General features: G+C 71.6%; 25 protein-coding genes. 17 read left to right on the forward strand and 8 right to left on the reverse strand.

Annotated features, from left to right (window positions below; translation table 11 throughout):
• Positions 1-128: 128 nt before the first annotated feature.
• A complete protein-coding gene (locus ACQPZO_RS14375) occupies positions 129-2,921 on the forward strand; it encodes a DEAD/DEAH box helicase (RefSeq protein ID WP_433350532.1) in 2,793 nt (930 codons plus the stop codon).
• A 52-nt stretch (positions 2,922-2,973) separates the two neighbouring features.
• Here the strand turns inward: ACQPZO_RS14375 and ACQPZO_RS14380 are convergent, their stop codons facing one another.
• The 3 genes from ACQPZO_RS14380 to ACQPZO_RS14390 form a co-directional block, all read right to left on the reverse strand.
• Positions 2,974-3,873 (reverse strand): 5'-3' exonuclease, encoded by a 900-nt coding sequence (locus ACQPZO_RS14380; RefSeq protein ID WP_433350981.1) that lies wholly within the window; start codon positions 3,871-3,873, stop codon positions 2,974-2,976.
• Between the two features lie 70 nt (positions 3,874-3,943).
• On the reverse strand, positions 3,944-4,171 hold the full coding sequence (locus ACQPZO_RS14385; protein ID WP_433350534.1) for a hypothetical protein: 228 nt from the start codon (positions 4,169-4,171) through the stop codon (positions 3,944-3,946).
• A gap of 252 nt (positions 4,172-4,423) precedes the next feature.
• Complete coding sequence (locus tag ACQPZO_RS14390; RefSeq protein WP_433350536.1) at positions 4,424-5,173, reverse strand: Clp protease N-terminal domain-containing protein; 750 nt, start codon at positions 5,171-5,173, stop codon at positions 4,424-4,426.
• Positions 5,174-5,392: 219 nt separating this feature from the next.
• Between ACQPZO_RS14390 and ACQPZO_RS14395 the strand changes: the two genes are divergently transcribed.
• The 4 genes from ACQPZO_RS14395 to ACQPZO_RS14410 are packed head-to-tail and all read left to right on the forward strand — an operon-like array spanning position 5,393 to position 8,411.
• Positions 5,393-6,508, forward strand: a complete 1,116-nt coding sequence (locus tag ACQPZO_RS14395) for a M24 family metallopeptidase (RefSeq protein WP_433350538.1) — start codon at positions 5,393-5,395, stop codon at positions 6,506-6,508.
• Entirely contained in the window at positions 6,505-7,647 is a 1,143-nt protein-coding gene (locus ACQPZO_RS14400) for an acyl-CoA dehydrogenase family protein (RefSeq protein ID WP_433350540.1), read from the forward strand. Before ACQPZO_RS14395 ends, ACQPZO_RS14400 begins: the two co-directional genes overlap by 4 nt.
• Before the next feature lie 9 nt (positions 7,648-7,656).
• Positions 7,657-7,881: a DUF433 domain-containing protein gene (locus ACQPZO_RS14405; RefSeq protein WP_433350542.1), complete on the forward strand. Its 225-nt coding sequence runs from the start codon at positions 7,657-7,659 to the stop codon at positions 7,879-7,881.
• A 26-nt stretch (positions 7,882-7,907) separates the two neighbouring features.
• Positions 7,908-8,411, forward strand: a complete 504-nt coding sequence (locus ACQPZO_RS14410) for an Lrp/AsnC family transcriptional regulator (protein WP_433350544.1) — start codon at positions 7,908-7,910, stop codon at positions 8,409-8,411.
• Here the strand turns inward: ACQPZO_RS14410 and ACQPZO_RS14415 are convergent.
• The gene (locus ACQPZO_RS14415) at positions 8,344-8,952 is read right to left on the reverse strand and encodes a histidine phosphatase family protein (RefSeq protein WP_433350545.1); all 609 of its coding nucleotides are present in this window, start codon (positions 8,950-8,952) and stop codon (positions 8,344-8,346) included. The two genes, ACQPZO_RS14410 and ACQPZO_RS14415, sit on opposite strands and share 68 nt — an antisense overlap.
• A 173-nt stretch (positions 8,953-9,125) precedes the next feature.
• On the opposite strand from ACQPZO_RS14415, the gene ACQPZO_RS14420 reads away from it, so the two are divergent.
• Positions 9,126-9,320, forward strand: a complete 195-nt coding sequence (locus tag ACQPZO_RS14420) for a CsbD family protein (RefSeq protein ID WP_396674318.1) — start codon at positions 9,126-9,128, stop codon at positions 9,318-9,320.
• Between the two features lie 99 nt (positions 9,321-9,419).
• On the opposite strand, the gene ACQPZO_RS14425 is transcribed toward ACQPZO_RS14420, so the two are convergent.
• Together ACQPZO_RS14425 and ACQPZO_RS14430 are read right to left on the reverse strand one after the other, a co-directional pair.
• The gene (locus ACQPZO_RS14425) at positions 9,420-9,980 is read right to left on the reverse strand and encodes a vitamin K epoxide reductase family protein (protein ID WP_433350983.1); all 561 of its coding nucleotides are present in this window, start codon (positions 9,978-9,980) and stop codon (positions 9,420-9,422) included.
• A gap of 95 nt (positions 9,981-10,075) precedes the next feature.
• The gene (locus tag ACQPZO_RS14430; protein ID WP_433350984.1) at positions 10,076-10,717 is read right to left on the reverse strand and encodes a DsbA family protein; all 642 of its coding nucleotides are present in this window, start codon (positions 10,715-10,717) and stop codon (positions 10,076-10,078) included.
• 351 nt (positions 10,718-11,068) lie between these two features.
• On the opposite strand from ACQPZO_RS14430, the gene ACQPZO_RS14435 reads away from it, so the two are divergent.
• The 4 genes from ACQPZO_RS14435 (at position 11,069) to ACQPZO_RS14450 (ending at position 13,489) form a co-directional block, all read left to right on the forward strand.
• Positions 11,069-11,398, forward strand: a complete 330-nt coding sequence (locus ACQPZO_RS14435; RefSeq protein WP_433350548.1) for an ArsR/SmtB family transcription factor — start codon at positions 11,069-11,071, stop codon at positions 11,396-11,398.
• On the forward strand, positions 11,398-12,132 hold the full coding sequence (locus tag ACQPZO_RS14440; protein ID WP_433350550.1) for a cation transporter: 735 nt from the start codon (positions 11,398-11,400) through the stop codon (positions 12,130-12,132). The genes ACQPZO_RS14435 and ACQPZO_RS14440 overlap by 1 nt, the downstream gene beginning before the upstream one ends.
• A gap of 203 nt (positions 12,133-12,335) precedes the next feature.
• The gene (locus ACQPZO_RS14445) at positions 12,336-12,572 is read left to right on the forward strand and encodes a DUF4158 domain-containing protein (RefSeq protein WP_433350551.1); all 237 of its coding nucleotides are present in this window, start codon (positions 12,336-12,338) and stop codon (positions 12,570-12,572) included.
• Positions 12,573-12,799: 227 nt separating this feature from the next.
• Positions 12,800-13,489 (forward strand): class I SAM-dependent methyltransferase, encoded by a 690-nt coding sequence (locus ACQPZO_RS14450; protein WP_433350553.1) that lies wholly within the window; start codon positions 12,800-12,802, stop codon positions 13,487-13,489.
• A 299-nt stretch (positions 13,490-13,788) separates the two neighbouring features.
• Here ACQPZO_RS14450 and ACQPZO_RS14455 read toward each other — a convergent pair whose 3' ends face one another.
• The gene (locus ACQPZO_RS14455; RefSeq protein ID WP_433350554.1) at positions 13,789-14,709 is read right to left on the reverse strand and encodes a serine protein kinase RIO; all 921 of its coding nucleotides are present in this window, start codon (positions 14,707-14,709) and stop codon (positions 13,789-13,791) included.
• A gap of 575 nt (positions 14,710-15,284) precedes the next feature.
• Complete coding sequence (locus tag ACQPZO_RS14460) at positions 15,285-16,691, reverse strand: KamA family radical SAM protein (RefSeq protein WP_433350556.1); 1,407 nt, start codon at positions 16,689-16,691, stop codon at positions 15,285-15,287.
• A gap of 156 nt (positions 16,692-16,847) precedes the next feature.
• On the opposite strand from ACQPZO_RS14460, the gene ACQPZO_RS14465 reads away from it, so the two are divergent.
• From ACQPZO_RS14465 to lnt, 7 genes are all read left to right on the forward strand, one after another.
• Positions 16,848-17,897 (forward strand): zinc-binding alcohol dehydrogenase, encoded by a 1,050-nt coding sequence (locus ACQPZO_RS14465; RefSeq protein WP_433350986.1) that lies wholly within the window; start codon positions 16,848-16,850, stop codon positions 17,895-17,897.
• Positions 17,898-17,902: 5 nt separating this feature from the next.
• Positions 17,903-19,489 carry an amidohydrolase gene (locus tag ACQPZO_RS14470; protein WP_433350558.1) on the forward strand — a complete coding sequence of 529 codons (1,587 nt, stop codon included), beginning with the start codon at positions 17,903-17,905 and terminating at the stop codon, positions 19,487-19,489.
• Positions 19,490-19,563: 74 nt separating this feature from the next.
• Positions 19,564-21,123 carry a lysine 5,6-aminomutase subunit alpha gene (locus ACQPZO_RS14475; protein WP_433350987.1) on the forward strand — a complete coding sequence of 520 codons (1,560 nt, stop codon included), beginning with the start codon at positions 19,564-19,566 and terminating at the stop codon, positions 21,121-21,123.
• Positions 21,120-21,872: an OAM dimerization domain-containing protein gene (locus ACQPZO_RS14480; RefSeq protein ID WP_433350560.1), complete on the forward strand. Its 753-nt coding sequence runs from the start codon at positions 21,120-21,122 to the stop codon at positions 21,870-21,872. The genes ACQPZO_RS14475 and ACQPZO_RS14480 overlap by 4 nt, the downstream gene beginning before the upstream one ends.
• The gene (locus tag ACQPZO_RS14485; RefSeq protein WP_433350562.1) at positions 21,869-22,261 is read left to right on the forward strand and encodes a hotdog domain-containing protein; all 393 of its coding nucleotides are present in this window, start codon (positions 21,869-21,871) and stop codon (positions 22,259-22,261) included. The genes ACQPZO_RS14480 and ACQPZO_RS14485 overlap by 4 nt, the downstream gene beginning before the upstream one ends.
• The gene (locus ACQPZO_RS14490) at positions 22,258-23,595 is read left to right on the forward strand and encodes a glutamate mutase L (protein ID WP_433350564.1); all 1,338 of its coding nucleotides are present in this window, start codon (positions 22,258-22,260) and stop codon (positions 23,593-23,595) included. Before ACQPZO_RS14485 ends, ACQPZO_RS14490 begins: the two co-directional genes overlap by 4 nt.
• Before the next feature lie 508 nt (positions 23,596-24,103).
• Positions 24,104-25,663 carry an apolipoprotein N-acyltransferase gene (lnt, locus tag ACQPZO_RS14495; RefSeq protein ID WP_433350989.1) on the forward strand — a complete coding sequence of 520 codons (1,560 nt, stop codon included), beginning with the start codon at positions 24,104-24,106 and terminating at the stop codon, positions 25,661-25,663.
• Positions 25,664-25,695 lie beyond the last annotated feature (32 nt).

Here is a 25,695-nt window from a genome sequence, read left to right on the forward strand (position 1 = left end):
GCGCGGCGGGGTCGGGTGGGGCGGTTCGGCATGGTCCGGCACGCCGTGCACCCTACCGACCGCCCCGGGGGCCGGTGTCGGACGGCCTTGACCGGTGGTCCCGTGAGGCACGCATTAATCTTGACGACATGTCGAGTCCCGCCGAGCGGTACGCCGCGGCCCGCCGCCGGGCCGCGCAGGCCTCACAGTTTCCGGCGCTGGACGAGTTCGCCCCTGACCTGGGGTTCGATCTCGACGACTTCCAACGGGAGGCGTGTCAGGCTTTGGAACGGGGCAGCGGGGTGTTGGTCTGCGCCCCCACCGGCGCGGGCAAGACGGTGGTCGGCGAGTTCGCCGTACACCTGGCCCTGCGCGGCGGCCCCGCCCAGCCGGCGGGCGCCGACGCGGCACCCACCCGGCGCAAGTGCTTCTACACCACCCCGATCAAGGCGCTGTCCAACCAGAAGTACCACGACCTGGTGGACCGCTACGGGGTCGAGCAGGTCGGCCTGCTCACCGGTGACAACGCCATCAACGGGGACGCCCCGGTGGTGGTGATGACCACCGAGGTGCTGCGCAACATGCTCTACGCCGGCTCGGCCACCCTCGACGGCCTGGCCTACGTGGTCATGGACGAGGTGCACTACCTCGCCGACCGGTTCCGCGGCGGCGTGTGGGAGGAGGTGATCATCCACCTGCCCGCCTCGGTCACCCTGGTCTCGCTGTCCGCGACCGTCTCCAACGCCGAGGAGTTCGCCGACTGGCTGGTCACCGTGCGCGGCGAGACGACGGTGGTGGTCAGCGAGCACCGGCCGGTGCCGCTGTGGCAGCACATGCTGGTCGGCAAGCGGATGTTCGACCTGTTCCACGACGCCGACGCCGCCCGCAAGCACGATGTGCACCCGGAGCTGCTGCGCTACACCCGCGATACGATGCGCCGGCTGGAGCTCGGCGAGGGGCGCAGCGCCGGCCCCGGCGCCGGGCGGCGCGGCCCCCGCTGGCGCGGCCCGCTGCGCCCCGACATCGTCGACCGGCTCGACCGCGAGGGGCTGCTCCCGGCGATCCTGTTCCTCTTCAGCCGAGCCGGCTGCGCCGCCGCCGTGCAGCAGTGCCTCGCCGCCGGCCTGCGGCTGACCTCACCGGAGGAACGCACCGAGATCCGCCGGGTCGTCGAGAGCCGGGTCACCGCCATTCCCGGCGAGGACCTGACGGTCCTGGGCTACTGGGAGTGGCTCGACGGTCTGGAGCGTGGGCTGGCCTCCCACCACGCCGGCATGCTTCCGGTGTTCAAGGAGATCGTCGAGGAGCTGTTCGTCCGGGGCCTGGTCAAGGCGGTCTTCGCCACCGAGACGCTCGCCCTGGGCATCAACATGCCGGCCCGCTGCGTCGTGCTGGAGCGCCTGGTCAAGTACAACGGCGAGGCGCACGTCGACCTCACCCCGGGGGAGTACACCCAGCTCACCGGCCGGGCCGGCCGCCGGGGCATCGACGTGGAGGGGCACGCGGTCGTCGTCTGGTCCCCGGAGACCGACCCCCGGCACGTCGCCGGCCTGGCCTCCACCCGCACCTACCCGCTGCGCTCCAGCTTCCGCCCGTCCTACAACATGTCCGTCAACCTCGTCGGCTCCGTCGGCGTGGAGCCGGCCCGGGTGCTGCTGGAGTCCTCGTTCGCCCAGTTCCAGGCGGACCGGTCGGTGGTCGGCCTGGCCCGCCAGGTGCAGCGCAACACCGAGACCATCGACGCGTACGGCGTGGAGGCCGGCTGCCACCACGGCGACTTCGACGAGTACTTCGCCCTGCGGGTGGCCATCGCCGACCGGGAACGCGCCGTCGCCCGGCAGGGCCAGCACCAGCGTAAGGCCGCGGCGGTGGAGTCGCTGGAACGGCTGCGCGTCGGCGACGTGATCCGGGTGCCGTCCGGCCGGCGCGCGGGCCTCGCGGTGGTGCTCGACCCGGCCACCGGCGGGTTCGGCGAGCCCCGCCCGCTGGTGCTCACCCAGGACCGCTGGGCCGGCCGGGTCGGCCCCGGCGACTTCACCACCCCGGCCGAGGTGCTTGCCCGCATCCGGGTGCCCAAGCACTTCAACCACCGTTCCCCGGGGGCCCGCCGGGACCTCGCCGCCGAGGTCAGCGGCACCGGGCTGGACCGGCACGGCGGTCGCCGTGGCGGCCGGTCCCGGCAGGGCGCCGGCGAGGACCAGGCGATCAGCCAGCTCCGCTCCGAGCTGCGCCGGCACCCCTGCCACGACTGCCCGGACCGGGAGGAGCACGCCCGCTGGGCCGAGCGCCGCCGCCGGCTGGAGCGCGACACCGAGGAGCTGCGCCAGCGGGTCGCCGGTCGCACCGGCTCGCTGGCCCGCACGTTCGACCGGATCGTCGCACTGCTCACCGCGCGCGGCTATCTGTCCGCCGACGGCGCGGTCACCGACGCCGGTCGGATGCTCGGCCGGATCTGGACCGAGGCCGACCTGCTGGTCGCCGAGTGTCTGCGCCGGGGCGTCTGGGACGGCCTGTCGCCGTCGGAGCTGGCCGCCGCGGTCTCGGTGGTGGTCTTCGAGGCCCGCCGGGACGTCGACGAGCGGGCGTCGCTGCCCCGTGGGCCGGTCGCCGAGGCCGTCGAGGAGACGCTGAAGCTGTGGGGGGAGATCGAGGCCGACGAGGCCGCCCGGGGCCTCACGGTCACCCGCGAGCCGGACCTCGGCTTCGCCTGGCCGGTCTACCGCTGGGCGCGGGGCGAGGCGCTGGCGAAGGTGCTGGCCAGCGGCCACGAGATCGACGGCGAGATGCCGGCCGGGGACTTCGTCCGCTGGGCCCGGCAGGTGGTCGACCTGCTCGGCCAGCTCGCCGACTCCGGCGGGGCGTCCACCGAGCTGCGGGCCACCGCCCGACAGGCCATCGCCGCGGTGAACCGGGGTGTCCTGGCCTACCACGCCACCGCCTGATCGTCACCGGTGCGGCCGGCGGGGCCCGCGGCCAGGCCGGCCGTCGGTGGGGTCAGCCCTGGGCGGCCAGGGCGTCGACGAGTCGGCGGCAGGACCCGGCGAGGTTCCACCGCTCGGCCAGCTCCAGCAGCCGGTCCGGGGCCACCGGCGACGGCGGCAGCGCGGTCGGCAGCTCCGGCAGCGGCACGTCCAGCGCCACCCGCACCACCTTCGGCGCGACGGCCAGGTAGTCCCGGGAGGCGTCGAGCTTCGCCCGCAGGCCGGAGGCGAATCCGGAGTCGGGGTCGTCGAGGGCGGCGACGATGCCGTCGAGGTCGCCGTACCTGTCGATCAGCCGGGCGGCGGTCTTCTCCCCGACGCCCGGCACCCCGGGCAGTCCGTCGCTCGGGTCGCCGCGCAGGGCCGCGAAGTCGGCGTACCGGTCGGCGGGCACCCCGTAGCGGGACCGCACCGCCGCGTCGTCGCAGTCCTCCAGCTTCGCCACGCCCCGCCCGACGTAGAGCAGCCGCACCCCGCGCTCGTCGTCGATGAGCTGGAACAGGTCCCGGTCGCCGGAGACCACCTCCACCGGGGCCGGCTGGGTCACCGACAACGTGCCCAGCACGTCGTCGGCCTCGTAGCCGGCGGCGCCGACGGTGGTGATGCCGATCGCCGCCAGCACGTCGAGGATCACCGGCACCTGCGGGGTGAGGGTGTCCGGCACCACCTCGCCGCCCTCCGGCGCCAGCCGGTGCGCCTTGTACGACGGCAGCAGCGCCACCCGCCAGTCCGGCCGCCAGTCGTGGTCCATCGCGCAGACCATCCGGTCGGGACGCCGGGTGCGGACCAGCGTGGCGAGCATGTCGAGGAAGCCGCGTACGGCGTTGACCGGGGTGCCGTCCTGGGCCTTCGCCGCGGACTCGGGGATGCCGAAGTAGGCCCGGAAGTAGAGGCTGGGGGCGTCGATCAGCATGATCGGGGGTCGGTGTGCCACGCCGGACAGCCTGGCACAACCGTCCGACGATCCGGGTATGGCGCGACGGTCAGCGCGGCTCGTCGTGCCGGTACAGGGTCTCCCGGCGGGCCAGGCGCTGCACCGCGTAGCTCGCCACCAGCAGGACGATCGCGACGACCGCCTCCAGCCAGGCGACCGCGCCGTTGGCGACTGTCAGGCCGACGGCCAGCAGCGCCAGCCCGGCCACCGCGAGAATGCCGGCCCAGAGCAGCCGACGGCGCCGCCGCGCGCCCCGTTCCCGCTCGTCGTCCGCCATCCGCGCCGCCCACCTTCCGCCCGTCGTCGCCCGCCGCTGCGGTGTCGGCGCAGCTCTAGGCTAGCCAGGCGGCGACCCGCTCCGGGCGGCTTCGCCCGGAGCCCACCGGTCACCACCGGTCTAACCAGTCGCGGACGCCCTCGACGTCGCCCGCGCCGAGGGCGACCATCAGCGCGACCCGGTGTCCCTTGGTGGCCAGCAGCAACACGCGTGGTGCCACAGGTCTGCTCCGTCTCGTGGCGGCGTCGGGCGTCATCGGGGTGCGTCGAGGCGGCGCTCCAGCGTCTCGACGCGGGCGACGAGCGGCTGGAGCTGCTGGTGCACCGCGGCGACCAGCGCCTGCGTCGGGTCGGTCCCGCCGCCGCCGGCGGGGGCCTGGGCGCGCAGGTACATGTAGCCGGCGAGGGCCGCCGTCACGGCCCGGCGTACCAGCCGGGGCTCGGCACCCAGCGTCCGCAGCACCTGCCCGGCAGTGCCGTCGGGCTCGGCGGCCAGGCCCACCAGCAGGTGCTCGCAGCCGACGTAGTTGTGCCCCATCGCGATCGCCTCGGTCGCCGTGATCTCCAGCGCCGAGGCGGCGGTGCGACTGAAGTGGATCGAGGACGGGGCGTCGGTCGCCTCGGCCGCGTTGGCCGGGCGCCGGTCCAGGTCGCGCTGGACCAGGGCGGGATCGATCTCCATCGCCTGGAGCACGTGCAGCGCCAGGTTTTCGCCCTCGGCGAGCATGCCGGCCAGCAGATCGCCGGTGCCCACCGACGCCGCGTCGGCCACCCGGGCCCGGGCGATGGCCAACTTGACGACGGTGCGGGCGCGGGCGGTGAACCTCGGCAGTCGCTCGGCCAGGTCGTCGGCCTCCAGGCCCGCGAGCGCGACCTGCCGGATGGCGGTGACCTGGCGGACCGCCTGTTCCAGGGCGCGCTGACAGATCGCGGACACCGGGACGCCGCTGTCGCGCACCGCGCCGGCCAGGTCGTCGGGCAGGTAGACATTGATCTTCGGCATCGCTGCTCCATCTGGGGTTATCAAGGGGTTATGTGGTAGGTATACCCCCATCGGGGGTATCTTCACAAGCATTTGCCTCCCCACGATTCACCTCCTGCGGCAAGCGGGCGCCTGGGCTCTGTGGCCCGCCGCCGCGCCGGTGCGGGTGCGGCCGTACCGGCCCGGCCGCCGACCGAACCGGGTGTCCGGCGGTTACCAAACGACCGTTAAGCTGAGCGGGTGGGAACCGACGAGCTTTACCCCGCCGACCGGCTGGCCGCCGCGCAGCGCGCCACCGCCGCCGCCGGCCTCGATGCGCTGCTGCTCACCCCCGGCTCGGACCTGCGCTACCTCACCGGCTACGACGCCCACGCCGGGGAGCGGCTCACCTGCCTGGTGCTGCCCGCCCGGGGCGAGCCGACGCTGATCGTGCCCACCCTGGAACGTCCCGCCGCCGAGGCGTCCCCCGCCCCGACCACCGGCGTGCGCCTCGTCGACCATCCCGACGGCGTCGACCCGTACCCCCTGGTGGCCGCCGCCCTCGACGGGCCGGTCGCGGCTGTCGGCCTGGCCGACCGGATGTGGGCCGAGCAGGTCCTCGCCCTGCGCGCCCTGCTGCCCGGCACCACCCAGCGCCTCGCCGGTGAGGTGCTGCGCGAGCTGCGTATTCGTAAGTCGCCGGCCGAGGTCGCCGCCCTGGCCGAGGCCGGCGCCGCCATCGACGCCGTGCACCTGCGGATGGGCCGGTGGCTGCGCCCCGGCCGCACCGAGGCCGAGGTGGCCGGCGACATCGCCGCCGCGATCCGCGCCGCCGGCCACGTCACCGTCGACTTCGTCATCGTCGCCGCCGGCCCCAACGGCGCCAGCCCGCACCACGGCACCTCCGACCGGCCGATCGGCGCCGGGGAGCCCGTGGTGGTCGACATCGGCGGCACCATGCCGTCGGGCTACCGCTCCGACTGCACCCGCACGTACGTCGCCGGCGGCCCGCCCCCGGCCGAGTTCACCGACTACTACGCGGTGCTGCACGCCGCCCAGGCCGCGGCCGTCGTCGCCGTCCGCCCCGGCGTCACTGCCGAGGCCGTCGACGCCGCCGCCCGCGACCTGATCACCGCGGCCGGGTACGGCCCGGCGTTCCTGCACCGCACCGGCCACGGCATCGGCCTGGACGGCCACGAGGACCCGTACGTGGTCGCCGGCAACCCGCGGCCGCTGGAACCCGGCATGGCGTTCTCCGTCGAGCCGGGCATCTACCTCGCGGGCCGGCACGGCGCCCGCATCGAGGACATCGTCGTCTGCACGACGGACGGCGTGGCCCGGCTCAACACCACCCCCACGGAGCTCATCGCGCTATGACTGTCGACCGGATCCTGCCCACCGACGAGGCCCACGACCTGCTCAACCTGGCCACCGAGCTCGCCGACCGGGAACTCGCGCCCCGGGCCGCCGGATTCGAGCAGCGCGCCGAGTTCCCCCGCGAGGTGCTGCGGACCCTCGGCCGCGCGGGCCTGCTCGGCCTGCCGTACCCCGAGGAGCACGGCGGCGCCGCGCAGCCGTACGAGGTCTACCTCCAGGTGCTGGAGATCCTCGCCAGCCGGTGGCTCGCCGCTGCCGAGGCGGTCAGCGTGCACACCCTGTCCTGCTACCCGGTCGCCCAGTTCGGCACCGACGCCCAGCGCGAGCTGCTGCCCGACATGCTCGGCGGCGAGCTGCTCGGCGCGTACTGCCTGTCGGAGCCCCAGGGCGGCTCGGACGCGGCGGCGCTGACCACCCGCGCCACCCGCGACGGCGACGCGTACGTGGTGACCGGCACCAAGGCGTGGATCACCCACGCCCGGGTCGCGGACTTCTACAACATCTTCTGCCGCACCGGCGGGCCCGGCCCGAAGGGCATCTCCTGCCTGCTCGCCGACCGCGACACCCCCGGCATCATCCCCCAGGCCCCCGAGCGGACCATGGGCCTGCACTCGTCCCCGGTGGCCCAGATCGCCTTCGACGATGCCCGCGTCCCCGCCGGCCGGCTGATCGGCGGGGAGGGGGCCGGCTTCACCATCGCCATGTCCGCCCTGGACTCCGGCCGTCTCGGCATCGCCGCGTGCGCCGTGGGCCTGGCCCAGGCGGCCCTGGACTACGCGGTCGGCTACGCCCGCGAGCGGCAGCAGTTCGGCCGGGCGATCGTCGACTTCCAGGGCCTCGGGTTCATGCTGGCCGACGCGGCCACCCAGATCTCCGCCGCCCGCGCCCTCACGCTGCACGCAGCCCGGCTGCGCGACGCCGGCCGGCCGTACTCGATCGAGGCGGCGAAGGCAAAGCTGTTCGCCAGCGACATGGCGATGCGGGTGACCACCGACGCGGTGCAGGTGCTCGGCGGCGCCGGTTACGTGGTCGACCACCCGGTCGAGCGGTACCTGCGGGAGGCCAAGGTGCTCCAGATCGTGGAGGGCACCAACCAGATCCAGCGGCTGGTCATCTCCCGCGACCTGGCCAGGGGCTAGCCTGGCCCGATGGTCTTCGAGCGGATCACCGTCGACCCCGACGTCATGGGCGGCGCGCCCTGCGTGCGCCAGTCCCGGGTGCCGGTCGCCACGGTCCTGGCCATGATGGCCGACGGGATGAGTGCCACGGACATTCTCACCGACCTGCCGTTCCTGGACGAGGAGGACATGGCCGAGGTGCTGCACTACGCGGCGGATGCGGTGCGCGACCGGGCGGCCCCTCGTCGCGGGTGAGCGCGATTACGGGTAGGTTGCACGCCGTGGAGGAGATCGACCGGGCCATCGTCGCGGCGCTGACCGCCGACGGGCGGCTGTCGTACACGGTTCTGGCGGAGAAGGTCGGCCTGTCGGTGTCCGCGGTGCACCAGCGGGTCCGCCGGCTGGAGCAGCGCGGGGTGATCAAGGGGTACGCCGCCCGGGTGTCCTTCGAGGCGCTGGACCTGCCGCTGACGGCCTTCGTGGCGATCCGACCGTTCGACCCGTCGCAGCCGGACGACGCCCCGGAGCGGCTGGCCCACCTGCCGGAGATCGACTCCTGCTACTCGGTGGCGGGGGAGGACTTCTACCTGCTGCTGGTACGGGTGGCCAGCCCGGCGGACCTGGAGCGGGTGCTCCAGGAGATCCGCACGGCCGCGAACGTCACCACCCGCACCACGGTCGTCCTGTCCACCCCGTACGAGAACCGGCCGCCGAAGATCAGTGGCGACCCGCCGTCGCGTCGAGCACGGGCGGCGGGGGAGTCGACTGGTTCCACCGCTGGATGACCCGCCGCCCGTGCTCGTGGCCGAGCACGCTGACCGTGGCGGTGTCCAGCCGTAGCAGCCCGCCGCCCGCCGGCGGCAGCCCGATCCACCGGGCGCCGAGCACCCGCAGGCTGTGTCCGTGGCCGACCACGGCGACGTCGCCGTGCTCGAGCAGGGGAGCGGCCCGATCGAGGACCCGGTCGAGCCGCCGGCCGACCTCGGCGGGGGACTCTCCGCCGGGGAAGCCGTCGGTCCAGATGTTCCAGGCCGGGCGGTCGCTCTGGATGTCGGCGGTGGTCCGCCCCTCGTACTCGCCGTAGTGCCACTCGGCCATGTCGGGGTCGGTGTCGTCGACGGTCAGCCCGGCCAGCTGCGCGGTCCGCAGCGCCCGGGTGCGCGGGCTGGACAGCACCCGGGTGAACCGCCGGCCGGCGAGGAGCGCTCGGAGCGCGCGGGCCTGCCGCTCGCCGTCGGCCGTGAGGTCCAGGTCGGTGTACGAGGTGTGCCGGCCGTTGGCGCTCCACTCGGTCTCGCCGTGGCGGATGAGCATGATCTCTCCCATCCGCCCAGTCAACCAGGCCCATCCGCCGCCACCCCACTTCACCTAGCCTCCTAGGATGCCCAGCGGGGTGTGCGCTCGCCCACCGGGCGAGGTTTCCGGCCCGCACCGACCGGGCATGCCTGAAGACAGGAGGCCGCACGGCCCCGGAACCGCCGGAGCAGAGGGAGTCCGAGATGAGCTTCACCGACAAGGCGAAGAACAAGGCCCAGGAGCTGACCGGCGCCGCCAAGGAGCGGATCGGCGCGGCCACCGACAACGAGCGGATGCGGGCCGAGGGCGCCACCGAACAGAGCGACGCGCGGGCCCGGCAGGCGGGCGAACATGTCAAGGACGCCGGCCGGGACGTGCGGGACGCGTTCACGAAGTGACCTGACGACGGCGGGCCCGGAGGGAAGCCCCCTCCGGGCCCGCCGTCTCATGTCCGGGGGATGCCTACGGCGGTGCGGGACCGCGTTGGTCAGCGACGGTCAGATGAGGGTGCGCCAGTAGGTCCAGAACTGCACGCCGATCAGTGCGGTGAAGGCCAGCAGCCAGAGGGTCGGGATGGCGCTGTGTACGCGTAGGGCGGTGTCTGTGATGCGGCGGGGGGCGGGCAGCCGGCCGTCCTGCAGGTTGTAGAGGGTGGTGTAGCTGAACAGCACGATCATGACGACCCACACGATCATGCAGTACGGGCAGAGCGCGCCGATGCGGTACAGGCTCTGGAAGAACAGCCAGTGCACGAACGCGACGCCGAACAGGGTGCCGACCTGCAGGCCGAGCCACCACCAGCGGGGCAGCTGGAGCCGGGCGAGCACGGCGATGCCGGTGGCGGCGACGACGGGGAAGGTGGCCAGGCCGATGAGCGGGTTGGGAAACCCGAACACCTCGGCCTGGCCGGTGGTCATTATGGATCCGCAGGACAGGATCGGGTTGATGGAACAGCTGGGCACGTAGGCGGGGTTCTTCAGCAGGGCGATCTTCTCGACGGTGAGCACGAACGCCGCGAGGGCGCCGACCAGGCCGCCGACGGTCAGGATCCAGCCCATTAGTCGGTTGCTGAGGACCCGAGGTGCGGCAGCGTCGGCGTCCGGGTGGGGGACCGGTTCGGTCTCCTGGTTGGCGTCGTGGGCCTGGGCCGGGTTCACGAGGCGAGCGATGTGTCGATCGCGGCTTTCAGGCCGGCGTAGGTGGGCGAGTCGGTGTACTGCTCGCCGTTGATGAAGAACGTCGGGGTGCCCTGCACGCCGAGGTCCTCGCCGTCGGCGGCGTCGGCCTTGACCCGGGCGTCGACCTCGGCACTGGCCGCGTCGGCCTTGAACGTGGCCATGTCGAGGCCCAACTCCTGCGCGTAGCCCTCGAAGACGGCGGCCTGCGACTGCTGGTTGTGCCCCCAGGCGTTCTGGGTGTCGAACAGCTTCTTGTACATCTGCTCGAACTTGCCCTGTCGGGCGGCGGCCTCGGCGGCGTGCGCGGCGTTGAAGGCGTTGGGGTGGCTGGCGATCGGGAAGTAGCGCACCACGTAGGTGATCCGATCGCCGTACTCGGCGCGCAGCTTCTCCACACCGGGGTAGGCGGCCAGGCACGACTCGCACTCGAAGTCGAGGAACTCCACCACGGTGGTCTTGCCGTCCGTGGCGGTGGACAGGCGGTGGCTGTCGGGGCGCACGAGCGCCTCAGACGCCACCGTGGTGGGCGTGCTGTCCCGGTTGACGACGACGATTCCGATGAGCACGGCCAGGGCGGCGGCCAGCACTCCGAGGGTGACCTTCAGGTTGGTGCTCATGCCGGTCTTGTGGACCTGCCGCGCGGCCTTGCCGGCTCTTGCATCCGGTTTGGCCTGCGCCGCACGGGTGTTGCCGGCCGCCGGGGAACCGGCGGGCCGCGCCGCTCCCGCTGTGGTGCCCTTGGCGGTGCGCTTGCGCGCCTTGGCGTTGTTCGCCGGCATGACATCCTCACCTGTTGTCCAGCGCCCGTGAGCGCGTCCAGTCCATGACCCGTCCGCGAGGATACAGCTCCGGCTTTATTCATTGCTGGATGAATCCTGAGTCTTCGCTGTGGAGGGGCGACGAGGCGCCTGAGCTGCCCAGGAGCGGGATGTTCGCCGTCAGTACATTGTCCGGTGTACTGTCGGGGGGTGGAGACATTGACGCACGGGCAGGTGCTGGCCCGCTTCGGCCACGCCCTGTCGGATCCGACACGGGCGCGGCTGCTGCTGGCGCTGCGCGACGGGCCGGGCTATCCGGCGGAGCTGGCCGAGCTGCTGGGCACGACCCGGCAGAACCTGTCCAATCACCTGGCCTGCCTGCGCGGGTGCGGCCTGGTGGTGGCAGTGCCCCAGGGCCGGCGCACCCGCTACGAACTCGCCGACGCGCGGATGGCCCACGCGCTGGGTGACCTTCTCGGGCTCGTCCTCGCGGTCGACCCGGCAGCGTGCCCGGATTCCGAGGAGAAGGGCTGCTGCTGATGAGCCTGCCGGTGATCCAACTGGCCCCGGCGGGGCCGACGCCGGCGCGGCGGGCGGTGCTCGCCCGTCGGGTGCGCTGGTTCGTGGCCGCGACGATCACCTACAACGTGATCGAGGCCGTCGTGGCGATCACCGCCGGAACGATCGCCTCGTCGACCGCGTTGATCGGCTTCGGCCTGGACTCGATCATCGAGGTGGCGTCGGCGGCCGCGGTGGCGTGGCAGTTCGCGGGCCGCGATCCCGAGGCCCGCGAGAAGGTCGCGCTGCGCATCATCGCGGTGTCGTTCTTCGCCCTGGCGGCCTACGTCACCGTCGAATCGACGCAGGCATTGATCGGCGGCACCGAGGCCGACCACTCCAGCATCGGCCTCGCCCTGGCCGCGCTGTCGCTGCTGGTCATGCCGGTGCTGTCCTACGCGCAACGTCGCGCCGGCCGCGAACTCGGCTCGAGGTCAGCCGTGGCCGACTCCAAGCAGACCCTGCTGTGCACCTACCTGTCCGCAGTGGTGCTCGTGGGGTTGGCCGTGAACAGCCTTTTCGGCTGGTCGTGGGCCGACCCGATCGCCGCGCTGGTCATCGCCGTGGTCGCGGTGAAGGAAGGCCGGGAGGCGTGGCGGGGCGACACCTGCTGCGCCGTGCCAGTGCCACTGGCCGCCCCCCAGCGGACCGGCGCACCCGGCGATGCGTGCGGGTGCCAGCCGGGATGCTCCTGCTGCGCCGCGGACAGCAAGTGATCTTCCGCCGGATGCGGGTTGCCGGTAAGAAACGTGTCACCAGCCGCAAACGAGAGTGATCGTGCTGGCCAGCGTGGTGAGTGCGAATGGGGGTCGGCCCGGGCGCTGAGGTCGAGGTCGGGTACGCCATCATCTCCGGCTATGGCGTGATCGCTGAATCTCGATGAGCTTGTCGAGCGCTGGACGCTGCGGGACGACGAGCGGTGCTGATCGCGGGCAAGCGTGGGCCGACCCGGCTCGGGTTCGCGCTGCTGTTGAAGTTCTACATCTGGGCCGGCCGGTTTCCGCGCGGACGCAGCGAGCTGCCGGGTGAAGCGGTCGGGTTTGTGGCACGGCAGGTCGGTGTCGAGCCAGCCGAGTTCGGGCTCTACGAGTGGACGGGCCGCACGATCGAGTACCACCGGGCGCAGATCCGGGGCCATCTCGGCTTCCGCGAGTGAACGGTGGCCGACGGAGAACCTGGCCTGGCTGGAGATCGCCGATCGGGGCAAGAACGGCGCGATCAAGCTGACCGACCTGGACGCCGCGCCGGAGCCGCGGAACCTGCGCCGGCGGACGGGGACGTGGGATCGGATCCTGGCGCACGCGTACGAGCCGGGTGCTTGTTTGCCGCACCCACGCGGCTTTGGTAGGAATCACCTTTGCCTCTCATCGGAATGGGGTCACGGTGGCAACAAGCGACTACGACAACTTTGCGGACGCGTACTCGGCGGAGAACGAGTCCGGCCTCTTCAACGCCTACTACGAGCGGCCCGCAATGCTCCGCCTCGCCGGCGACGTCTCGGGCCGCCGGATCCTCGACGCGGGGTGCGGTTCCGGCCCGTTGTCAGCTGCGCTGCACGCCAAGGGAGCCGTGGTCACCGGCTTTGACGTGAGTGCGGCCATGGTCGACCTGGCCCGCCAGAGGCTGGGTGAAGACGCCGACTTGCACGTGGCGGACCTGAGCGCGCCGCTGCCGTTCGCAGACGCCGAGTTCGATGACGTCGTCGCGTCCCTGGTCCTGCACTACCTGGAGGACTGGTCCGGCCCCCTCGCCGAGCTGCGTCGAGTGCTGAAGCCCGGCGGTCGCCTGATTCTCTCGGTCAACCACCCCGCCGGCTATGCGATCGAGTATCGCAAGTACTTCGCGCTTACGGAGTACTCCGAGGACTACATCATGGACGGCCAGACTGTGTGGCTGACCTTCTGGCACCGGCCGCTGCACGCCATGGCAGATGCTTTTGCCGCTGCTGGGTTCCGCATCGCGACGATCAGCGAGCCGCCCCCTTCTCCGGACACTCCTGCGGAGCTGCTTCCACCCGACCTGGACTCCGGGTCCTTCATGTGTTTCCTCTTCTTCGTCCTGGAGTCCGCCTAGGAGGAAACTCCGGGCAGAGCAGGGAATGTGTTCCTACGGCCGTCCGGACCTATGCCCGTGGAGGGCGAACTGGCCTGGCTCACATGATCGACAGGACAGGCCGTAGTGGACCGCGGTGACGAGCCTGCACTGCACGGTGTGTGTGTGGGGGGGGGGGGGGGGGGGGGGGGCAGTCTGCAGGAGTTCTCGGAAGCCCTTGAGCAGCGCTGCCACCCGGGCCGGGAGTCCAGCTGGACTCCCGGCCCGGGTGGCAGCACAGTCAAGCATCGGCTGAGGGGCCGCGTTTCTGCAGCGGGCGATCAGAACACCATCGTGAGCAGGTCGGCGAACAGCTCCTGTTCGTCGACCTCGAGCCCGCGGCTCGTGAACCACGTGGCCATGTTGTGGCAGTCGCGCATCAGGAAGTCCATGCCCTTCGGGTTGCCGACGATATCGACTACCTGGGGCAGGTCGATCATCACGATCCGCTCGGCCTGCGCGAGGACGTTGTACGGCGAGAGGTCGCCGTGCGCGAGCCCCGCGCGGGCCAGTTCACGCATGCCGTTGCGGAGCTGCTCGAAGTACACACCGAGCAGCTCCTTCGACGGCCGGACCTGGGCGAGCCGGGGCGCTGCACCGTCCTCGCCGTCGTCGATGAACTCCATCAGCAGTTCGGTGCCGTCCACCTGCACGGGATACGGCACCGGGACGCCGGCCTTCCACAACCGGTTGAGGGCGTCCCATTCGGCGTACGCCCACTGATCGGCCGCGACACTGCGGCCGTGAGAGGTCTTCTTCGCCATCGCCCGGCTGTCGCGGCTGTTGCGGGTACGGCGGCCTTCGATGTACGACGTACTGCGGTGGAAGGACCGGTGTTCCTCGGTGCGGTACCGTTTCGCGGCCAGCAGCGAGGACTTCGCCGGGTTGTCGCCGATGGCGTCGACGGCCCGTTCGAGCAGGAAGACGTCGGCTTCCTTGCCAGTCTTTAGGATGCCGAGCTCAGTATCGATCGCAGCCTGTTCCGTGACGACCCACGAGGGGCGTGGTTCCGGGCCGCGAGAGCCACGCTCGACGTCCAGCCAGGTGGACCACCGCTGATCCGGGCCCAGCTCCTCGTCGACCGAATGGAACTTGAAGACGAAGCCGTCGGCCGGATCTGGTCGGGGCTCGTAACCGGTGAGATCGGACCCGCGGGAGTCGAGGTCGGAGTAGGTATCAGAGAGTTCGTACTCGGAAGACAACGGGTGTGCTCCTGAACAAAGAGGTGGGACTGATGCGGACATGCCGCAGCACAGTGATGGCCATCTGTCAGCCCTCCTTAGTCCAGGCAGCGTTCGCCGCCGCTCGATCAACCCAGCATGCCCGCCCGTTCCGGACCCCGCAACGCATTTACCGGAACTGGGACCGCGCGGTCGGGCTCAGCCGGAGCTCCTGTATCGGCTTCGCGGATCGGCAGACCAACTCTGGCAGCACCTGCTCCCGCAAGACCCCGCGCCTTCCGCTCCCAGTCCCGACCCTTGTGCAAATCGGTGAACCTTCGACCGGAACCGTGCTCGGGCTCTTCGCCATGGGAATGACCCGTCCGACGCTGTCCAGGTAGACCGCGGTCCCGTCAGCGTCCGCTGGTGCGATCCCCGGCGCAGCATCCTCGGAGGCGCTTGTGACGGCCGTAACAGACGGGGTCGCACGGCAGCGACCTCCACCCGTGCACCTAGTGTCCTAGGACGCCATAGCGACAGCTACCTATCTCACCAGAAACAAATCCGCCAGCCCCGGCTAACGCCGGGGCTGGCGGAGCGAACTGAGGAGCCGAAGGTCAGTCGTCGTGGTGCTCGCGCCACCACTGCTGGCCGGAGGCGGGGAGCGTGTCGATCGGGTCGTAGTAGGCGTAGCGCTTGTTGAGCGCCTCCAGGTCGGCCGACTCGATGGAGGTGCGGTAGTTCTTGGTCCAGTACGAGATGCCGCGCTCGCGGTCGTACTCGGTGAGCATGTGCACCCAGCGCTTGCCGACGAACGGGACGTCGCAGACGATCCGCGGGGTGGCGTAGCCGGGCAGGTAGCCCATGATGTCGTGCTGGAGCTGCTGGGCGTGCCAGACGGGGACCCGCCAGTGCTCGGCGTTGGGGATCATGTCGCACATGTAGAAGTAGTACGGCAGGATGCCGGCCTCGCCCTGGAGCGCGAAGCAGAGGTCGAGCAGGTCGGGGGCGGTGGCGTTGACGCCGCGCATGAGCACGCCCTGGTTGCGTACGTCCCGCACGCCGACGTCGAGGGCAGTCTGGGCGGCCCGGGCGACCAGCGGGGTGATCGACTGGGCGTGGTTGACGTGGGTGTGGATGGCCAGGTTGACGCCGCGGCGGGCGGCGGTGCGGGCGACCCGTTCCAGGCCCTCGACGACGTCGGGCTGGAGCCAGTGCTGGGGCAGGCCCATGAGGGCCTTGGTGGCGAGCCGGATGTCGCGGACGGTGTCCAGTTCCAGCAGCCGCATCAGGTACGACTCGAGGTTGCGCCACGGCACGTTGGCCACGTCGCCGCCGGAGACGACGACGTCACGGACGCCGGTGTGCGCCTTGAGGTAGGCGATGTGGGCGTCGTACCGGTCGACGGGCTTGAGGGTGAGCTTGAGTTTGTCGACGGCGGGGGTGGAGTTGCCGACGAGGTCCATCCGGGTGCAGTGCCCGCAGTACTGGGGGCAGGTGGAGAGCAGCTCGGCGAGGACCTTGGTGGGGTAGCGGTGGGTGAGGCCCTCGGCGACCCACATGTCGTGTTCGTGCAGAGAGTCGCGGCTGGCGTAGGGGTGGGAGGGCCAGTCGGTGCGCCGGTCGGAGGCCACGGGGAGCATGTAGCGCCGGATCGGGTCGGCGAGGAGCGCCTCGGTGGTCATCGGCGCGAACGGGACCATGGTGTTGATCATTTGTGGGGGCACCAGCATGGACATGGTGGCCAGGGCCTTCTGGTCGGCCTCGAGATCGGCGTAGAAGGACTCGTCGACGGTGTCGCCGAGGACGGTGCGGAGCTGCTTGATGTTCTTGACGCAGTTGACGCGCTGCCACTGTGCGTTCTCCCACTGCTCGCGGGTGACGTGGCGCCAGCCGGGGAAGCGGGTCCAGTCGGGTTCGACCAGGGGGCTGCGGCGGTATTCGTACGGCTGCCCGGCGGTCGGTACGGCGACCGGGGCGTGACGGGGTTGAGGGATGGTCTCAACCGGTTGGGTCTGGGTCACGGCCCCTCCTCGGTGCGTGGTGCGGATGATCAGCAGGCCGTAGGCTACTGGAAAATATCCGGTGAAGAAATTAGTCTGCCGTAAGTTTTCCCGCGACGCGAGTCCTGGCCAGGGCTTCGGGCGGTTGGACAGGGGGAGGTCGGCGTGACGTCACCGGTGGGTCTGCACCGCGTTGTCGAACCGGCGGGGGTGCTGCCGCAGGCGGCATGGCGGCTGGACGCCAGTGCGACGATCGCGCCGAACGAGGTGCGTATCAGGGTGGAGCGGCTGAACCTGGACGCGGCGAGTTTCCGGCAGTTGTGGGAGAAGCACGGCGGGGACGGGGAGAAGGTCCGCGCCGAGGTTCTGGAGATCGTTTCCACCCGGGGCAAGATGCAGAACCCGGTGACCGGGTCGGGTGGGATGTTGATCGGCACCGTCGACGAGGCGGGGCGGCGTTCCCCGTTAGGGCTGAAGGCGGGCGACCGGGTGGCGACGCTGGTGTCGCTGACGCTGACCCCGTTGACGATCACCGACGGGCTGGCCCGCTGGGACGGCCGCAGCGAGCAGGTGCCGTGCGATGGGTACGCGATCCTGTTCGCCCGGTCGATCGCGGCGGTGCTGCCGGCGGATCTGCACCCGGAGTTGTCGCTTGCCGTGCTGGACGTGTGCGGGGCGCCGGCGCTGACCGCGCGGGTGGTCCAGGAGCATGTGCGGCGGCGGCAGTGGGAGGGGGATCCGACGCCGGTGAGCGTGGCGGTGATCGGTGGGGCGGGCAAGAGCGGGTCGCTGTCGTTGGCGGCGGCGCGTCGGGCGGGCGCGGGTCGTACGGTCGGGGTGGTGCCGGTGGCGGCGGAGCGGGACGCCCTGGTGGCGGCGGGCCTGGCCACGGAGGTGGCGTTGGCCGACGCGCGGGATCCGGTGGCGTTGTCGATGGCGGTGACGACGGCGCTGGGGGTGCCGGCGGACGTGACGGTGGTGTGCGTGGACGTGCCGGGTTGTGAGCACGGTGCGGTGTTGGCCACGGCGGACGGCGGGACAGTGATCTTCTTCTCGATGGCGACGAGTTTCGCTGCCGCCGCGTTGGGCGCGGAGGGGTTGGCTGCGGACGTGACGATGCTGGTGGGCAACGGGTACGTGCCGGGGCACGCGGAGTTGGCGTTGGGGTTGTTGCGGTCCGAGCCGGGGGTGCGTGGTCTCTTCGAGGCGCGGTTGGCGGCAGACTGAGAGCCATGACGAACCCCTCGACGACGCGCCCGGTGACGTTGTACCGCGGTGGCGTGCTGCATTGTCCGGCGGATCCGGGTGCCACGGCGTTGCTGGTGCGGGACGGGCGGATCGCCTGGTTGGGGGTCGACGCGGACGCGCCGGTGGCGGACCGGGTGGTGGAGCTGGGTGGGGCGTTGGTGACGCCGGCGTTCGTGGACGCGCATGTGCACGCCACGGACACGGGGTTGGCGTTGTCGGGGCTGGACCTGTCGGGGGTGCGGTCGGCGGGTGGGTTGTTGGACGCCGTGGCCGGGTTCGCGGCGGGTCTGCCGGCGGATGCGGTGGTGCTGGGGCACGGCTGGGACGAGTCGGGCTGGGTGGAGAAGGCGCTGCCTGGTGCGGCCGGGTTGGGGCGGGCGGCTGGGGGGCGGCGGGTGTATCTGTCGCAGGCGTCGATCCATTCGGCGTTGGTGTCGGAGGCGATGCTGGCGGCGTGTCCTGAGGCGGCCGGGGCGTCGGGGTTCGACGCGTCGGGGTGGTTGCGGCGGGACGCGCACCATGTGGTGCGGGCGGCGGCGCTGGCGTCGGTGAGTCGGGAGCAGCGGGTGGCGGCGCAGCGGGTGGCGTTGGCGCATGCGGCGTCGTTGGGGATCGCGGCGGTGCATGAGTGTGGTGGGCCGGAGATCTCCGGCGAGGAGGACTTCACGGGGTTGTTGGCGTTGTCGGGTGCGGGGTTGCCGGAGGTGTACGGGTACTGGGGTGAGTTGGGTGGTGCGGCGCGGGCGCGGGAGTTGGGTGCGGTGGGCGCGGGTGGGGATCTGTTCGCGGACGGGGCGTTGGGGTCGCGGACGGCGCACGTGTCGGGGGTGTACCTGGATGGTGAGCCGGGGGCGTGTGGGCACGGGTATGTGGGCGCGGAGCAGGTGCGTGATCATTTGGTGGACTGTGCTTCGCACGGCATGCAGGGCGGGTTCCACGCGATCGGGGATGCGGCGATCTCGACGGTGTTGGAGGGGTTCGCGGGGGCGGCGGAGCGGTTGGGTGTGGATCGGGTGCGGGCGGCGCGGCACCGGGTGGAGCATGCGGAGATCATGAGTAGGCGGTTGATCGCGGGGTTTGTGGAGTTCGGGGTGGTGGCGAGTGTGCAGCCAGCGTTCGACCGGTTGTGGGGTGGGGCGGGTCGGATGTATGAGTCGCGGTTGGGGTTGGGTCGGTCGTTGGAGTCGAATCCGGTGGGTGCGATGCATTCGGTCGGGGTGGCGTTGGCGTTCGGGTCGGATTCGCCGGTGACGCCGCTGGATCCGTGGGGGTCGGTGCGGGCGGCGGTGGCGCATCACAACCCGGTGCAGCGGATGAGTGTGCGGGCGGCGTTCGCGGCGCACACCCGGGGTGGGTGGCGGGCGGTGCACCGCGATGGTGAGGGTGTGTTGGCGTTGGGGGCGGCGGCGACGTTCGCGGTGTGGGCGACGCCGGCGGGGGTGGATCGGGGTCTGCCGGTGTTGCAGGCGTCGGATCCGGAGGCGCGGGGGGCGGAGGATGTGACGCCGTTGCCGGTGTGTCGGCGCACGGTGCTGCGTGGCGAGGTGATCTATGAGGAAGGGTCTGCGTGAGCGAGCGTAGCGAGCGAACCATCGATGTGGTGCAGGCGCGTGTCGCGTCGTCGTCGAGCGTATTGGGGGGCGGTGTGACGGGGAAGCTTGGCCTGGATCCGGTGCTGGTGGCGCGGGCGCGGGAGTTGGCGCGTCGTGCGGGGCGGCCGGTGGTGGATCTGGCGCGTAGCCATACGACGGTGTCGGTGGAGCGGGCGGTGTTGCGGTTGGCGGGGGTGACGGGTGCGGATCCGGACGGTATTCCGTGGGTGAATCGTCTGGTGGATGCGGTTGTCGCTGATGTGGGGTTGGGTCATGGGGTGGCGTTGCCGGTGTTCGACGCCTTGGTGCGGGAGCAGAGCACCGATGTGACGTTGTTGGCGCAGAAGGCGGCGGCGGGGTCGGTGCGGTTCGTCCTGCCGTCGGGGAGGTCGGCCACGGCGGCGCGGCGGGCCGCGCGGAGGGCGGTGGCTGCGGGGGTGCGGCAGATCGACCGGCGGCGGGCGGAGCGGGATCGGTTGGTGAAGCGGTACGGGGATCCGGTGCAGCGGCCGTGGATCTATCTGATTGTGGCGACGGGTGATATTTACGAGGACATTCCGCAGGCGCAGGCGGCGGCGCGGGCGGGTGCGGATGTGATCGCGGTGATCCGGTCGACGGGGCAGTCGTTGTTGGACTATGTGCCGGAGGGGGCGACGCGGGAGGGGTTCGCGGGGACGTATGCGACGCAGGAGAACTTCCGGTTGATGCGGGCGGCTCTGGATGAGTCGTCGCGGGAGTTGGGTCGGTATGTGCGGTTGACGAACTACGCGTCGGGGTTGTGTATGCCGGAGATGGCGACCTTGGCCGGGTTGGAGCGTCTGGACATGATGCTCAACGATTCGATGTACGGGATTTTGTTCCGCGACATCAACCCGGTGCGGACGTTCGTGGATCAGCGGTTCTCGCGGCAGGTGCACGCGCGGGCGGGAATCATCATCAACACGGGTGAGGACAACTATCTGACCACGGCGGATGCGGTGGATGAGGCGCACACGGTGACGGTGTCGCAGTTGTTGAATGAGTACTTCGCGCATGAGGCGGGGTTGGCGGACTGGCAGTTGGGGTTGGGGCACGCGTTCGAGATCAACCCGGATGTGCCGGAGTCGTTCCGGTTGGAGTTGGCGCACGCGTTGTTGGCGCGGGAGTTGTTCCCGGATGCGCCGTTGAAGTGGATGCCGCCGACGAAGCACATGACGGGGGATGTGTTCCGGGGGAATCTGCTCGACGGGTTCTTCAACCTGGTGGGGGCGATGACGGGGCAGGGGATCCTGCTGGTGGGGATGATGACGGAGGCGGTGGTGACGCCGTGGTTGTCGGATCGGGATATCGCGTTGCAGAACGTGCGGTATGTGCTGGGTGCGGCGGGTAAGTTGCACGAGGATTTTGTGCCGGCGCCGGGTGGGTTCATTCAGCAGCGGGCAAATCGGGTGTTGGGTGAGGCGTTGGATCTGTTGGAGCGTATCGGTGAGCAGTCGTTGTTGACGGCGATCGCCGAGGGCACGTTCGGGATCATGAAGCGGCCGGCGGACCGGGGTAAGGGTCTGGCGGGGGTGGCGGCGCACGAGGGTGACTACTACAACCCGGCGACGGAGATCCTGGAGCAGTCGGCATGACGGAGAAGCAGGTCGTCCGGCCGTATGGGGACACCACCGGTGACGGGATGGTGCAGGTGTCGTTCACGTTGCCGGTGCCGCATGACAAGCGGGCCGAGGGCGCGGCGGTGCAGTTGGCGAACAGGATGGGCATCGACCCGGCGATGCTGGTGCACGCGAAGCCGATGAGTGACGGGTTCACGTTCTTCGTGGTGTATGGGCGGGTGAACCATCTGGTGGACCTGGCGGCGGTGCGGGTGGTGGAGCGGGACTTTCCGCTGCTGTCGGCCAAGGAGGTCAACGCGTTGGTGAAGCAGCGGTTGCGGCGGAAGTTGTCGGTGGTGGGGGCGTGTATCGGCACGGACGCGCACACGGTGGGCATCGACGCGATCCTGAACGTGAAGGGCATCGCCGGGGAGAAGGGTCTGGAGTACTACCGGGAGTTGAAGGTGTCGAACCTGGGGGCTCAGGTGAGTGTGCCGGAGTTGGTGGAGGCGGCGCGGGTGGAGCGGGCCGATGCGGTGTTGGTGTCGCAGGTGGTGACGCAGCGGGACGCGCATCTGCACAACACGCGGGAGATGTCGGCGGCGTTCCGGGAGGCGATGCCGGCGGGCCGGCGTCCGCTGTTGATCGTGGGTGGGCCGCGGTTCGACGAGTCGATGACGGGCGAGTTGGGCGTTGATCGGATTTTCGGGCGGGGCACCACGCCGGGTGAGGTGGCTTCCTATCTGGTGCACGCGTTGGTGACGAGTAGGAAGGCGAAGGCATGAGTGATTCCTGGGTCGGTCTGACGGTGACGCATCGGCGGTATGTGCCGTATTCGCATGCGCATTACGCGGGGAGCCTGGTGGACGGGGCGTACGCGTTGGGGTTGTTCGGTGATGTGGCGACGGAGGTGTGTATCCGTACTGATGGTGATGAGGGGTTGTTCGCGTCGTATTCGGATGTGCAGTTCCGGGCGCCGATGCGGGCGGGGGACGTGTTGGAGGTGACGGCGACGGTGACCCGGGTGGGGACGCGTAGCCGCACGATCGACTTCGAGGCGCGGGTGGTGTGTCGGGGTCGGCCCGACCGGTCGGAGTCGGCGGCGGAGGTGCTGGATCCGGCGGTGGTGGCGGTCACGGCGACGGGCACGGTGGTCGTGCCGGCGTCGGCGTGAGGGTCGCGGTCTGCGCCGACGTCGGGTCGACGTACACGAAGGCAGCGGTGGTGGACCTGGACTCCGGTCGGTTGGTGGCGGCGGGGTCGGCGCCGACGACGGTGGGCAGTGATGTGCTGCGTGGCTTGGATGCGGCGGTGGCGTCGGCGTCGGTGGGCGTCGCGGTGGGTGACGCGCCGTGGTACGTGTGTTCGTCGGCCGGTGGTGGGTTGCGGTTGGCGGTGGTCGGCTACGAGCCGCTGGTGACGGCGCAGGCGGGTCGGCGGGTGGGGTTGTCGGCGGGGGCGAACGTGGTGCATGTGGCCGTCGGCCGGTTGGGTGCGGCGGGGTTGACGGCGTTGCGGGGGGCCCGTCCGGACGTGGTGTTGCTGGTCGGGGGCACCGACGGCGGTGACGAGGAGGTGTTGACGCACAACGTGACCCGGCTGGCGCGGGCGCGGTGGCGGGTGCCGGTGGTGTTGGCCGGCAACGTCGAGGTGCGTGACGGGTTGGGTGCGCTGCTGGTGGCGGCGGGGGTGCCGGTGACGGTGGCGGACAATGTGTTGCCGCGGATCGGGGTGTTGGCGCCGGCGTCGGCGCGGGCGGCGATCCGGGAGGTGTTCCTGCGGCACGTCATCGGGGGGAAGCGGTTGTCGCGGGGGCCGCGGTTTTCCCGGTTGGTGCGGGCGGCCACCCCGGACGCGGTGCTGACGGGGGTGGAGGTCCTCGCCGACGCGGTCGGTGGTGATCTGGTGGTGGTGGACGTGGGCGGGGCGACCACGGACGTGTATTCGGTGTTGACGCCGGACGAGCGGGCGGACGGTCCGGGTCGGGAGGTGGCGGGGACGCTGTGGCGGGCTCGGACGGTGGAGGGGGATCTGGGGATGCGGTGGAGCGCCCCGGGGGTGGTGCGGGCGGCGGTCCAGGAGCGGCTGGTCGGCGGCGGCGAGGAGGCCGGGTTGGCGGCGGCGGCGCAGGTGCGGGCGGCGGATCCGGGGTTCCTGCCGGCGGGTGACGTGGAGCGGGCGGTGGATGCGCGGTTCGCGGCGTTGGCGGCGACGGTGGCGGTGCGGCGGCACGCGCGGGGTGGGGCGACGGGGGAGCGTGGGGGGCGGGATCTGCGGGACGTGCGGCTGCTGGTGGGGTCGGGGGGTGTGCTGCGTCACGTGCCGCCGGTGGTGTCGGCGGCGGTGTTGGGGGCGGTGTTGGGTGATCACGCGGGTGGGTGGCCGGTGCCGCGCGATGCCCGGCCGGTGGTGGACGTCGACTATGTGCTGGCCGCGGGTGGGCTGTTGGCGGGGGATCATCCGGTGGCGGCGGGGGCGTTGCTGCGCCGGCACTTCGGGGCGGATTGAGACACGCCGACGCGACACGCCGTGGTGAACGGCACGACAGGCCGGTGGTGGGTTGACAGGTCGTGGGGTGCAGCACGTACCGTCTTTGAGTCCTACTACGGGAAGCGGCTGTTGTTCGCTTCGTCCCTTCGTCCGCTGGCCGAGTGACCTTCGGGTCGCGGCGGCCAGGTCCAGCGGGCGGGGGTCGGCGGGGCGGCGCGAACCGGCCGCGGTTACCGGTGTACGGGCAGGGTGAGGTGCACGGCCAGTAGACAACGGCCAGGCGGGGGCAGCCAGTTTCCCGTCGGGTCGGTCCGAAGGTCGGCGTGCCTGATCCTCGCCCCACCGGCCGGGAAGGGCCTGGGAGCATCGGGGCGCGGCAGTAGCCGCGCCCCGATTTTCGTTTCCGCCCCGGGTGGGCGGTGCCGCGCCGGGAGCGGCGCTGGGACGGGTAGCCTTCGGCGGTGTGATCGCAGGTGAGGTGCCGGTGACGGTCGTCGCGCAGAACCCGTCGGGTCCCACGGCCGGGGTGCGGGCCGGTCCGGGGGGGCCGTTGCCGTTGCGGGTGGCGGTGCCGTTGGCGGTGGTCGCCGGGTTGGCGATGCTGGTGGCGTTCCCCCCGTACGGGTGGTGGCCGGCCGCGCCGGTGGGGGTGGCGTTGCTGGGCGCGGCGGTGCACCGGCGTCGGGTGCGCGCCGGTGTGGGGTTGGGTTTCGTGGCGGGCGTGGCGTTGTTCGGCCCGTTGCTGTCGTGGACGAACCTGCACACGGGTTACCTGCCGTGGCTGTTGTTGTCGTTGTTGCAGGCCGGGTATGTGGCGTTGCTGGGTGGGGCCGCGGCGTACGCGTCGCCGTTGGTGGACCGGTGGCGGTGGTCGTGGCCGGCGCTGACCGGGGTGCTGTGGGTGGGGCAGGAGGCGCTGCGGTCGCGGGCCCCGTTCGGGGGGTTCCCGTGGGGCCGGTTGGCGTTCAGCCAGGACGAGTCCCCGGCGCTGCGGTTGGCGGCGGTGGGCGGGGCGCCGTTGGTGACGTTCGCCGTCGCCGTGGCCGGTGGTCTGCTGGTGGCGGCGGTGTGGCGGCCCTGGCGGGGCGGCGCGGCGCGGTCACGGTGGACGGCGGGGTCGCTGGTGGTGGGTGCGGCCGGGGTGCTCGCGGTGGGGCTGTTGGTGCCGGTTGGGGTCGCCGGGGGCGGCGGCACGGTCACCGTGGCGGTGGTGCAGGGCAATGTGCCCCGGCTGGGCCTGGACTTCAACGCGCAGCGGCAGGCGGTGTTGAACAACCACGTGCAGGCCACCCTCGACCTGGCGGCGCAGGTCGCGGCGGGGCAGCGGCCGCAGCCGGACCTGGTGGTGTGGCCGGAGAACGCCAGCGACATCGACCCGCTGCGCAGCTCGGCGGCGGGGCAGCGGATCAGTGTGGCGGCCGACGCGGTGCGGGCGCCGATCCTGGTGGGGGCGGTGCTGGTGGGTCCCGGTGAGGGGCAGAGCCGCAACGCGGGGATCCTGTGGCGGCCCGGTAGCGGCCCGGACCTGGAGCAGATGTACACGAAGCGGCATCCGGTGCCGTTCGCCGAGTACGTGCCGCTGCGGGATGTGGCGCGGATGGTGAGCAAGGAGGTCGACCGGGTCCGCAGCGACATGGTGCCCGGTGACCGCGCCGGGGTGGTCGATGCCGGCCCGGCGGTCCTGGGTGACGTGATCTGCTTCGAGGTGGCCTACGACGGGTTGGTCCGTGACACCGTCACCGGTGGGGCGCAGCTGCTGGTGGTGCAGACCAACAACGCCACGTTCGACGTCGCCGAGGCCCGTCAGCAGTTGGCGATGGTGCGGCTACGGGCGGTGGAGCACGGCCGCGCGTCGTTGATGGCCTCCACGGTCGGGGTGTCCGGGTTCGTGGCCCCGGATGGGCGGGTATCCGACGCCACCGGGTTCAACACCCGCGCCGTGGTGCTGCGTCAGTTGCGCCTTGGTGACGGGCGCACCCTGGCCACCCGGGTCGGGGTGTGGCCGGAGGCGGCGCTGACCGCCGTGGCGGTGGCCGCCCTGGCCGGGGCGGTGTGGCGGCGCCGACGGTCGGCCGTCGCCCGGTAGGGACACGTCGGCGTCGTGTCGGCGGGGGCGGA

The sequence above is a fragment of the Micromonospora sp. CA-111912 genome, from assembly GCF_050948415.1.
GTDB lineage: Bacteria > Actinomycetota > Actinomycetes > Mycobacteriales > Micromonosporaceae > Micromonospora.

Excerpts from the sequence above, each read along its gene's own strand:
- ACQPZO_RS14405 (WP_433350542.1), top strand. The coding sequence starts at position 7,657 with ATGGTCTTCGAGCGGATCACCGTCGACCCCGACGTCATGGGCGGCGCG.
- ACQPZO_RS14420 (WP_396674318.1), top strand. The coding sequence starts at position 9,126 with ATGAGCTTCACCGACAAGGCGAAGAACAAGGCCCAGGAGCTGACCGGC.
- ACQPZO_RS14415 (WP_433350545.1), bottom strand. The coding sequence starts at position 8,952 with ATGGGAGAGATCATGCTCATCCGCCACGGCGAGACCGAGTGGAGCGCC.
- ACQPZO_RS14380 (WP_433350981.1), bottom strand. The coding sequence starts at position 3,873 with ATGCTGATCGACGCCCCCAGCCTCTACTTCCGGGCCTACTTCGGCATC.
- ACQPZO_RS14375 (WP_433350532.1), top strand. The coding sequence starts at position 129 with ATGTCGAGTCCCGCCGAGCGGTACGCCGCGGCCCGCCGCCGGGCCGCG.
- ACQPZO_RS14470 (WP_433350558.1), top strand. The coding sequence starts at position 17,903 with ATGACGAACCCCTCGACGACGCGCCCGGTGACGTTGTACCGCGGTGGC.
- ACQPZO_RS14430 (WP_433350984.1), bottom strand. The coding sequence starts at position 10,717 with ATGAGCACCAACCTGAAGGTCACCCTCGGAGTGCTGGCCGCCGCCCTG.
- ACQPZO_RS14440 (WP_433350550.1), top strand. The coding sequence starts at position 11,398 with ATGAGCCTGCCGGTGATCCAACTGGCCCCGGCGGGGCCGACGCCGGCG.
- ACQPZO_RS14425 (WP_433350983.1), bottom strand. The coding sequence starts at position 9,980 with ATGGGCTGGATCCTGACCGTCGGCGGCCTGGTCGGCGCCCTCGCGGCG.
- ACQPZO_RS14480 (WP_433350560.1), top strand. The coding sequence starts at position 21,120 with ATGACGGAGAAGCAGGTCGTCCGGCCGTATGGGGACACCACCGGTGAC.
- ACQPZO_RS14390 (WP_433350536.1), bottom strand. The coding sequence starts at position 5,173 with ATGCCGAAGATCAATGTCTACCTGCCCGACGACCTGGCCGGCGCGGTG.
- ACQPZO_RS14400 (WP_433350540.1), top strand. The coding sequence starts at position 6,505 with ATGACTGTCGACCGGATCCTGCCCACCGACGAGGCCCACGACCTGCTC.
- ACQPZO_RS14385 (WP_433350534.1), bottom strand. The coding sequence starts at position 4,171 with ATGGCGGACGACGAGCGGGAACGGGGCGCGCGGCGGCGCCGTCGGCTG.
- ACQPZO_RS14485 (WP_433350562.1), top strand. The coding sequence starts at position 21,869 with ATGAGTGATTCCTGGGTCGGTCTGACGGTGACGCATCGGCGGTATGTG.